General features: G+C 33.7%; 6 protein-coding genes. 4 read left to right on the plus strand and 2 right to left on the minus strand.

What is annotated here, in order from left to right; genetic code table 11:
- On the plus strand, positions 1–1,936 hold a 1,936-nt coding region (locus ACW2QF_RS14170; RefSeq protein ID WP_455716659.1), incomplete at its 5' end, for a heavy metal translocating P-type ATPase.
- A gap of 362 nt (positions 1,937–2,298) precedes the next feature.
- The gene (locus ACW2QF_RS14175; protein ID WP_455716660.1) at positions 2,299–4,968 is read left to right on the plus strand and encodes a carbohydrate binding domain-containing protein; all 2,670 of its coding nucleotides are present in this window, start codon (positions 2,299–2,301) and stop codon (positions 4,966–4,968) included.
- Between the two features lie 149 nt (positions 4,969–5,117).
- Here the strand turns inward: ACW2QF_RS14175 and ACW2QF_RS14180 are convergent, their stop codons facing one another.
- Positions 5,118–5,747, minus strand: a complete 630-nt coding sequence (locus ACW2QF_RS14180; RefSeq protein ID WP_455716661.1) for a hypothetical protein — start codon at positions 5,745–5,747, stop codon at positions 5,118–5,120.
- Between the two features lie 218 nt (positions 5,748–5,965).
- Here ACW2QF_RS14180 and ACW2QF_RS14185 point away from each other — a divergent pair, with 218 nt between their 5' ends.
- Positions 5,966–6,916, plus strand: coding sequence for a 30S ribosomal protein S1 (locus ACW2QF_RS14185; RefSeq protein WP_455716662.1), 951 nt, complete (start codon positions 5,966–5,968; stop codon positions 6,914–6,916).
- Positions 6,917–7,140: 224 nt separating this feature from the next.
- Here the strand turns inward: ACW2QF_RS14185 and ACW2QF_RS14190 are convergent, their stop codons facing one another.
- The gene (locus ACW2QF_RS14190) at positions 7,141–8,268 is read right to left on the minus strand and encodes a leucine-rich repeat domain-containing protein (protein WP_455716663.1); all 1,128 of its coding nucleotides are present in this window, start codon (positions 8,266–8,268) and stop codon (positions 7,141–7,143) included.
- A 293-nt stretch (positions 8,269–8,561) separates the two neighbouring features.
- Here ACW2QF_RS14190 and ACW2QF_RS14195 point away from each other — a divergent pair, with 293 nt between their 5' ends.
- Positions 8,562–10,532, plus strand: coding sequence for a S8 family peptidase (locus tag ACW2QF_RS14195; protein ID WP_455716664.1), 1,971 nt, complete (start codon positions 8,562–8,564; stop codon positions 10,530–10,532).
- Positions 10,533–10,588 lie beyond the last annotated feature (56 nt).

Consider the following 10,588-nt stretch of genomic DNA (forward strand, 5'->3'; position numbering starts at 1 on the left):
CCACTCACACGGTGGCGATCACTCCAAAAGAGAATTGATTAAAAAAGTACTTACTTTATTAATTGGAACAGGAATCGGATTCATTCCTATTATTTTTGATATTCCTAATCCATTTGGTATTATTATATTAGTCCTTGGATATCTTATTATTTCTTACGAAGTTCTGATTGAATCAGCTAAGAATATCACCCATGGTCAAATATTTGATGAGAACTTCCTAATGGTTGTTGCTACACTTGGCGCCTTCTTTACAAAGCAATACCCAGAAGCACTTGCTGTTATGCTTTTATTCCAAATTGGTGAGCTTCTTCAAGATATTGCTGTAGATAACTCAAGAAAACAATTAAAATCTGTTATGGACTTGAAACCCGATTATGCCAACCTACAAACTAATTCTGGTGTTGTAACAGTAGCTCCAGAAGCTGTTGCAATTGGAGATGTTATTATTATAAAGCCAAGTGAACGCATCCCTCTTGATGGTGAAATTGTTGAAGGTACCTCCTTTGTAGATACTTCTTCCTTAACAGGAGAATCTGTTCCGAGAAGTGCTAATGTTGGTGATACCATATTAAGTGGAAGTATTAATGGAAGTGGCACTTTATTCGTGAAAGTTAATAACACTTACTCCAACTCAACAGTTGCAAAGGTATTAGATTTAGTTGAGAATGCTTCCAACAGAAAATCAAGAACAGAGAATTTCATTACCAAATTCGCTGCGGTCTATACTCCTATTGTTGTTATATTAGCTGTGTTATTAGCTGTACTTCCTCCGATCTTTACAGGTTCTTATGATTTTTATTCATGGGTTTACCGTGCATGTGGATTTTTAGTTGTATCTTGTCCTTGTGCATTAGTAATCTCCATTCCTCTAGGATTCTTCGGAGGTATTGGATGTGCCTCTAAACATGGTATACTTGTAAAAGGAAGTAATTATCTTGAAGCCCTTAATTTTGTAGAAACAGCAGTATTTGATAAGACTGGAACTTTAACTGAAGGTGTATTTGATGTGACACAAGTTAATGTTGCAAATGAAACCAGCCTTGCTAACATTCTATCAAACGAACAAAAGAATACGTTGCAATCTGCATCAGATCAATTACTATATATTGCTGGCCTTGTAGAGAGCTACTCCAATCATCCAATTGCAAAATCCATTATTAAAGCTGCTAATGTTAATTCTTCCTCTGACCAAGTAAGTAACTATGAAGAAATAGCGGGTCAAGGCATACGTGCTACACTAGCAAATCAATCAGTCCTTGCAGGAAGCGCTAAGCTTCTTAATAATTCTAATATTACTTTCGAAGAGGCTAGTGAAGATACTTTGGGAAGTATTGTATATGTGGCAATTAATAATACATTTGCTGGTTACCTTGTAATTTCTGACCAGATTAAAAAAGATTCTAAACAAGCTCTTGCCGATTTACGTAATTTAGGAATTCAAACCGTAATGCTAACTGGTGATATGAAAGCATCTGCTGAGATTGTGGGTAAAGAATTAAGTCTTGATACCATATATTCTGAATTATTGCCAGGTGATAAAGTAGATAAAATCGAAGAACTACTTGATAAGAAAGGCAAGAATAAGAACGTAATCTTCACTGGTGATGGTATGAATGATGCACCAGTACTTGCCAGAGCTGACATTGGTATTGCAATGGGTGGTGTTGGTTCAGATGCAGCGATTGAAGCAGCTGATATTGTAATTATGACAGATGAACCCAAAAAGATTGCTGAGGCGATCAAAATAGCAAAACATACGCGAAAGATTGTAACAGAAAACATTATATTATCTTTAGGTATTAAAGCTATTGTTCTTATATTAGTTGCCATAGGAATGGGTTCTATGTGGTTAGCAATATTTGCCGATGTTGGAGTTGCATTAATCGCTATATTTAATTCAATCAGAGCATTAAAATATAATTTAATATCACAATAAATAAAAAGAAGCTGTTACAAAATTAATCAATCAACTATGTTATTGGTGTTTTGTAACAGCTTCTTTTCTTTTAATTAATAACGATAATTTTCGAAATTTTTGTGCATATTAACTAACTAAACGAGTTGATTATTGTAATTGTTTTATATTGTAAAGTTATTCCATTTTTATTATTCTAAATAAGACAAACACTTACTAATTTCTATACTTACTCCATCTTAACTCAAAATCCATTCATAAGTATTTATATATTTCAGCCAATACTAGAATCACGCTGAAATATATAAACATAAATATTGCTAAGCGAAAGGAGGTTTCTTGCTACCAAAGATGCTAAATATAAAAATTAGGAGGTCAAAAGCGTGTTTTCAAAAAAACTAAGAAAACAAAAGAGTGTCTTTAAAAAACTAGTTGTCTTACTTCTTATTGTTACATTATCTATTACTTCCATTAATTACAAACTAATCTTTGCAGATTCTAATTCTAACACCACTGATTCAACAACAGAGTTAACCGAACCACTAGCCAGTATAGCTTCAACCAGCAGTTCATCTAACGTATCAGCTACTGATAATATTGGTGATGGAGCCATATTACAGGCCTTTTGTTGGAGTTTTAACACCATTAAAGCTAATATGAAAAATATTGCAGATGCTGGTTATACAAGCATTCAAACTTCACCTATTAATGCGGTAGATGATAGCTATCCTTATATGAAACTTTATGGTGGCGACAGCAGCGGAAAAAATGGTTGCTGGTGGTGGCACTATCAACCAACAGATTGGACTATTGGAAATTACCAATTAGGTTCACGTGACGAATTCAAAGCAATGTGTGCGGAAGCTGACAAATACAGTATCAAAATTATCGTTGACGTTGTTCCAAATCACACAGCTGGTAATCAAAGCAAGGTATCTTCTAATCTAAAAAACGCAGCTGGTGGATCTCTGTATCATGATACTGGATTAATTAAGTGCACGAATTATTCCGACCGTTTTCAATGTACTCGTTATTCCATGGATGGTGGATTACCTGATGTAGATACAGAGAATAAAGGATTTCAAGATTATTTTATTAAATATCTAAACGATTGTATTGCATGTGGTGCTGATGGATTTCGTTATGACACAGCAAAACATATTGGATTATCAGATGATAGTAGACCAAGTTGGGTTACAAATAATTTCTGGTCTAGAGTTACCTCTGAAATCACAAATGCTAGCAAAATCTTTAATTATGGAGAAGTTCTTCAAGGGGATAACGAACGCCTTGCTGCTTATGCAGGCGCAATAGGATCAACGACAACAAGTTCCTATGGTGGCAAGATTCGTAATGCAATTAAAAACAACAATTTAAGTAAAGACTACATTCTCTCATATGAAGTACCAAGCGGAATGAATACTGCCGACTTAGTAACTTGGGTAGAATCCCATGATAATTACATTAATGATGGAACTTGGGAACAATTAAATGACGAGCAAATAAAATTAGGGTGGGCAGTAATTACGGCAAGAAAAGATGGTGCACCATTATTCTTCAGTAGACCTTATGGTAGTTCAACTTCTAACAAATGGGGATCGAACCAAATAGGTATCGCTGGAAGCGACCTATACAAAGATGATGAAGTTGCAGCTGTTAATAAATTCAGAAATGCAATGGTTAATCAAGGAGAGTATTTAGCCAACCCTAATGGTGACACGAATGTCCTTATGATTCAACGTGGAACAGTTGGAGCTGTAATTGTTAATAGTAAATATAGTGATTATTCTATAAACTGTTCAACACAATTACAAAATGGTACTTATTATAGTATTACGGATGATAAAAGTAAATTTGTAGTTAGTAACGGTGTGATTACTGGTTCTATTCCAAAACGTAGTAGTGTTGTATTAATGCAATATGATGATACTACTCCAAGTGTATCACTTGATAACTTTAAATCTACATTCTCAACGGATTCCATAACGTTTACATTAAAGGCACAGAATACCACTTCATCAACTTACAAAGTGAATTCTAATAGTGCAGTTACATACAACAATGGAGATTCCTTAGTAATTGGTGATGGTGATGCAGTTGGTACAGAATATACCATTACTCTTACTGGTGTAGGTAGCAATGGAACTACGGTAACACAAAGCTATACTTCTAAAAAGACAGAGCAAGGTGTGGGAACTACAATTTATTTTGAAAAGCCTCCTTCTTGGTCAGACTCTATCTACGCCTATATCTACGATGAAAGTGGCACTACCGTAAAAGAGGTAAAAGCATGGCCGGGTACCGCTATGACAAAAGAGAGTAGCGGTTTGTATAGTCTTACATACACAGAAGATTATAGCGTGCCATTAGTCATCTTTAATGATACCGTAAATCAAAGCCCTGGTGCTAAATTACAGGGATTTGCTGTTGAAGATAATGCTACCTATGACATAAATGGAAAAAAAGAAGAAGTAGTAGGGACCAATTCCATTACTGTCTTCTATAAAACATCTTGGAGTACTGCTAATATCCATTATCAGATTGGAACTGGTTCATGGACTACCTCTCCCGGTGTAGCTATGTCTGATTCAACTATTAGTGGCTACAAGACAGCTACTATTGCTCTAGGCACAAGTACCTCATTAACCGCATGTTTCAATAACGGAAGCGGCACATGGGATAATAATAGCACAAAGAATTATACATTCTCATCACCTGGTACTTATACTGTTAGTGGCGGTACAATAACCAGTGGAGAACCAAATAATACTAACTCTATAACGGTGTATTATTATACCTCATGGAGTTCTCCATATATTCATTACCAAATTGGAAGTGGCTCTTGGACAACTGTTCCTGGTATCCTAATGTCTTCATCTTCTGCTAGTGGATATAAGATAATTACCATAGATCTCGGTACTGCCTCTACACTAACGTGTTGTTTCAATGATGGCAATGGTAATTGGGACAACAACAGTACGAAGAATTATTATTTAGGTTCTGCCGGAACCTATACTATTAAGAATAGTACCATAACAAGCGGTACTCCTTAATAAGGTATTAAAGGTCAACCATTGATAGTTTTAGATAACCATACATAAAAAGATAGAAAAAGACAATCTGTTTAGATTGTCTTTTTCATTTAAATATCAAATACAATTTAAATGGTCATAAATAATATCACTTATTACTACTATAAAACTTATCTAATTACTTGTATAACAAATGCCGTAGTCTGAGGTGGAATACTTGCAGTCATAAATGTTGCATGTTCAACTCTTACTCTCATACCTGCAGACAGATCTGATAAACGTATTCTACGCCCAGACATATCTAAAATAACTGTTTCTGGTCCAACATTAAATCGAACTATACTTGATGCATTCCTTGAACTTATGGTAAGAATATAGTTATTTCGTGTATTTACCTGTACAATACGTCCTACTGTTTCTCGTCTGGATGGCCGTCTTTCTACAACGAATATTTCAAATGCTCGTGCCTGTGGAGGGATACTTCTTGTCATGGCATTTGAGATAAATGCGTCAATAACCATTCCTACCTCCAATTCACTCGGACGTAATCTTCTTCTATTAACATCAAATATTCTTGTTTCTCTAGATACCACCAATCGTATAATCTGCTCTTCTCTTCGTTGTCTTTCTCTATGAGCTACTGTTACAAGAAAATTATCTCGGTCTCTAGTAATCTCCCGTATAATTGCATTTGATATCCACCTTCCCTCCCTTTGTGGGCGTGGTCTTCTATCAAAACTCTCTGGATTTTCTTCTGTATATACTTCATCATCATAACCTGATTCGTAATTATTATCCATAGCTATCTCCATTTTTATGTTCTATATAATATATGCCCATATCTAACGTATGGCTAATGGAAGAACAAGCATTTTTATTGTGAATCAGGAATGTTCCATATACATAGACTACATTTACGTGATATAATGTAATTCTTGGAACAGGTTAATGACCCCAATTTGAGGTGTTTTATATTGGTTAATTTTCCTGGGCAAACTATAATAAATGAGGTGAAATTATGAATCAACAAGAAAACATGGAAAAAGAAGTTAGAACCGAAGAAGAAATTCTTACAATGGATGATTTCAAAGAAGAGTTAAATCAATCTTTTAAAAAAATACAAGAAGGGGATCTTCTTACTGGAACTGTAATCGGTGTTTCTGATACAGAAGTTACAGTTGACCTTAATTACTATACAGAGGGAATTATTCCTTTAGCTGAGTTAAGCAATGATCCAAGCTTCTCAATTAAAGCAGACATACAAGTAGGTGATACCATTACTGCTGTGGTGTTACGTGAAGACGAAAGAAATGGTAATATTATTCTATCTAGAAAAAGTGCTACAGATGTACTCGCATGGGATACATTAAAAGAAGCAATGGAATCTAAGAAACGTTATAATGTAAAAGTTGCTTCATCTGTCAATGGTGGTGTTATTACTTATGTAGAAGGAATTCGTGCCTTCATCCCTGCTTCACAGTTAGCTACTCATTATGTTGAAGATGTGGAGTCCTACGTGGGACAAACTTTAACTGTTGTTGTTATAACTGTTGATGAAGATAAGCAAAAACTTGTATTATCCGCAAGAGAAGTTTTAAGAGAAGAAGAAGCCTTAGCAAAAACAAATAAGATTTCTCATCTACAGATTGGTTTAGTAACAACTGGTGTTATTGAAAAGATTGCTCCATATGGTGCTTTTGTTAATATTGGTGACGGTTTATCTGGACTTGTTCATATCTCTCAAATCTGCGGTAAACATATTAAATCACCAAACGAAGTTGTGAAAGAAGGACAAGAAGTTACTGTTAAGATTATTGATGTTAAAGACGGAAAAGTAAGTCTTAGCATGAAAGCTGTTGAAGAAAATGCAGAAATTGTTGATGATGTTGAAGAAATTTCTGTTGAATACTCTTCAGGTGAAGAGGCCGGTACTGGACTTGGTGATTTACTTGCTAACTTAAAATTATAATTACCTATTCCTAGGCTACTCATCGAGTTTCTGACGGAATTATTTTGTAGTATAAAATTCGTTTTCAGTCTACCAAAAATAATTAAGGTTAATAGAATTAGAGTTTTATTTACCCATATATTTAAAAATAGAGAGGAGATTGAAAAATAGTTACTTTAACTGTTTTCAATCTCCTCAATAATGCTTTCTATAACATATCACAATCTGTTATTATCAATTCTATCTTACTTTATTGTCACCTTGCAGCTATAAGTTTTCCCATATATCGTAGCTTTAATTAGCACATTCCCCTTCTTAATAGCGGTTACTTTTCCATTAGAATTAACTTTTGCAAATGATTTGTTGGTAGATTTCCAAGTACATATTGCTGTACTATTTAATTTTAAAGACGTAGTTTCTCCGACTTTTAAGTCTATATTCTTTTTACTCATCCCTAATATCTTGAATGTTAATTTATTATTTTTTGCATATTTCTCAGCATAGGAATTTTTTATGCCATATATGGTTGGCGTATTACTATATGTAAAGGCTTCTTTATCAATGCTAGTTACTTTACTAGAAAAAGTTACACTTTTTAATTTTTTACAACTATCAAAAGCCGTATCAACTTTTTTTACAGAATCCGGAATTGTTATATTAGATAATTTAGAACATTGCCAAAATGTACCTTCAGGAATTAGGGTTAATGATTTAGAAAGCTTTACATAAGTCAAAGATTTACACCTTTGAAATACATTTTTACCCATATACTTTACGCCGTCACCCATAATTACTGTTTTTAAATTTTGGCAAGAGACAAAAGCTTCTTGACTTATGCTTGTAGTGCTATTTGAAATTGTTACCTTAGTAAGGTTACTATTAAAAGCAAATGCTTGCGCACAAATATCTTTTACATCACTTCCTATAACTACACTACCTTTGCAAGTACTGGCATCTATTAAGATATTATTAACTATAACCAAAGGATTTTTCTTTTGTTGTTCTCCAAGCCATGGTGTCAGTTGAAAAGCACCTGAACCTATAGATTTTACTGTACATGGTATTTGGATATCTACTAAGTTACTGCAGTTCCAAAAAGCCATTCCATCTATATTCGTAACCGAATCAGTCATAATAACGCTCTTTATTTCTTCATTTCCAGTAAATGCCGATCCTCCAATTGAAGTAACCGTTGTTGGTATTGTAACCTCCTCATCATTCCCCTTATAGGCTATGAGTACGCCATCTTTTATTACAAAATCACTATCCTTTCCATTTGCAACAAATGACGGTAAGGTTACTGAAATAATTATTACGGTAAAGATACTTACTAAAATTCCACCTACTAATACTAGCTTACTATTTCTTTTCATAAACATTTACATTCCCCCTTCAACTACTATTACAGTGTTTTCAAATCTAAACATTATGTTAATATATGGTGAATTATACAGTATATGTAATTAAAAGTAAATATATTATTGTTTTTTCTTTACTTTCTTTTTATGGTAAATATTTACTATTTTTTATACATATGTTGATATTTGGTTTAATATGTTGCATTATGTAATTGTATTATTTTTACAATCAACAATCAAAAAGGAGGGCTAATAAATATTATTATTATGAAACAATTTAATTGTATTAGAGAATAGGAGGATTTAAAATGAAAATGAAATTAACTACCACGTTTTTAATTGCTTGCATATTTACTCAATCTGTGAATCTGAGCTTCCCAAAAACAGTACAAGCCGCGAGCAGCTCAGAATTTACAGGTACTTTATCCATATCGGAGTACAATTTGGATAATGAATTATTTAATTCTAGTGAAAACAATTCAACTCATAAGAACAAAAAAGAACAAAAATTTAATAAAAAAGTTCATACGAAAAAAGCGAAAGAAAAATCCATAAAAAACACTTCTAACAATAACGAGTGGAATATGCAATCAATAAATACAGATAATGTCTCCACCTATAATACAGCATCCAATAAGATAAAGGTAGCTATTATTGACTCTGGTATAGATTATACAGAAGACATAGATGTTACAGAAAGAAAAAATTTTATTCCTGAGCAAGATGATACATCTATCATATACGAAGATTTAACTGGTCATGGCACTGCTATTGCAGGAATTTTAACTGCTAAAAACAATGATATCGGTATTACTGGAATCAATCCCAATATTGAATTGTACTCTGCAAGGGTCTTAGATGAAACTAACTCAGCTCCTACTAGCCGAGTTGTTGATGCTATTGATTGGGCAATTGAAAAAAATGTTAACATCATTAGTATAAGTTTCGGGATAGATTCAGATGCAGATAATTTAAAAGATGCTATACAACGTGCTTATAACGCGGGTATATTAATAATAGCTGCAGCAGGTAATGATGGTAATGTTGAATATCCTGCTGCCTATGATGAAGTTATTGCTGTAGGTTCTGTCAACAGTAATGGTGAAATTAGTCCATCAAGTTCTAAAGGTGAAGAAATTGAAATAGTTGCACCTGGTGAACTAGTAAAATCAACAGGTGCTTTTGGAGGTGAAGTTGTTTCATCTGGTACAAGCATGGCAGTGCCACATGTCGTAGGTGTAGCATCATTACTATGGGAAAAAGATCCATCAGTTTCTAGTGATTTCATTCGTTGTTTAATTGATTATAGTGCTAATTTATATGGAGATCCGTTAATGTACGGAAATGGGTTAATTGATTATGAATATGCCCTTAATATATATGATGATTTCAAAAACGTATATTACCAAAGTAGCAATTTATCAAATTCAATTACTGAAGCCGAAGAAGACTCCATATTAACTCCTAATACTAACCCTATTGACTCTTTTAATGATATTGACTATGTAGAAGGTTCTTGGGTAGGCGACGATCATATATATACCGTTACAAATGCCACTACCTCTACTTCTTTAACATCAACTGGTATCGCTATTATTAAAAAAGGATGTGTCTATCAAGATTATGATAGCTCTGGGTTATCCGGAATGACATCAAATCCATTATGGCATGGGTATTGGTGTCGCCAATATAGTGATGGTAGTTATGAATATTCTTCAAACTATTTATCTGGCTATATGTATCTAACTAGGTTAGCTATAGCTGGCGGAGATAATTCAAGTGTGAGTTTTCCACCTTCAGCTTCTACAAAAGACTCTGCTTCAATGGTTGGTAAGGTAACAACTAGTAGTATTAATGGTGTAGCTTGGACTAATTCTAAAATTCTAGGGACAACTTATACTAATAATAAAACAAACAGAAAATATTTCTTATGGGGTATGGCAATTCACACAGCTACAGATCTATATGCCCATTCTGCGTACTATAAAAATTCTAGTGGCTCATGGGTATATATGTCTCACGACGACGATTTGGCTGATAACAGAGCAGCACAATCTAAACGCTATGAATCTGCTAAAGCAGTTGCTTGTAACATTATCTCAAATGCTGAAAGTGATACGTACGGTAGCATATCCGATTTTGCATTAAGTAGTACATATTACGACGGATCTTATGTGTTAAGAAACTTATGTAGATATGCTGAGGTAGCGGATCCTAGTAATTATTCTTCTAAGAAATCCTACCTTCAAAAAGCTGATTATGCATACAATGGAGGTTAAACGTAGAACTATAACAATTTGAATCACTCTAGATAAAAAAATATACTTAATAGAAC

The sequence above is a fragment of the Anaerosporobacter sp. genome, assembly GCF_965301125.1.

Bases quoted from the DNA above. Each gene is read 5' to 3' on its own strand.
- ACW2QF_RS14180 (WP_455716661.1), bottom strand. From the start codon at position 5,747: ATGGATAATAATTACGAATCAGGTTATGATGATGAAGTATATACAGAA.
- ACW2QF_RS14185 (WP_455716662.1), top strand. From the start codon at position 5,966: ATGAATCAACAAGAAAACATGGAAAAAGAAGTTAGAACCGAAGAAGAA.
- ACW2QF_RS14190 (WP_455716663.1), bottom strand. From the start codon at position 8,268: ATGAAAAGAAATAGTAAGCTAGTATTAGTAGGTGGAATTTTAGTAAGT.
- ACW2QF_RS14195 (WP_455716664.1), top strand. From the start codon at position 8,562: ATGAAAATGAAATTAACTACCACGTTTTTAATTGCTTGCATATTTACT.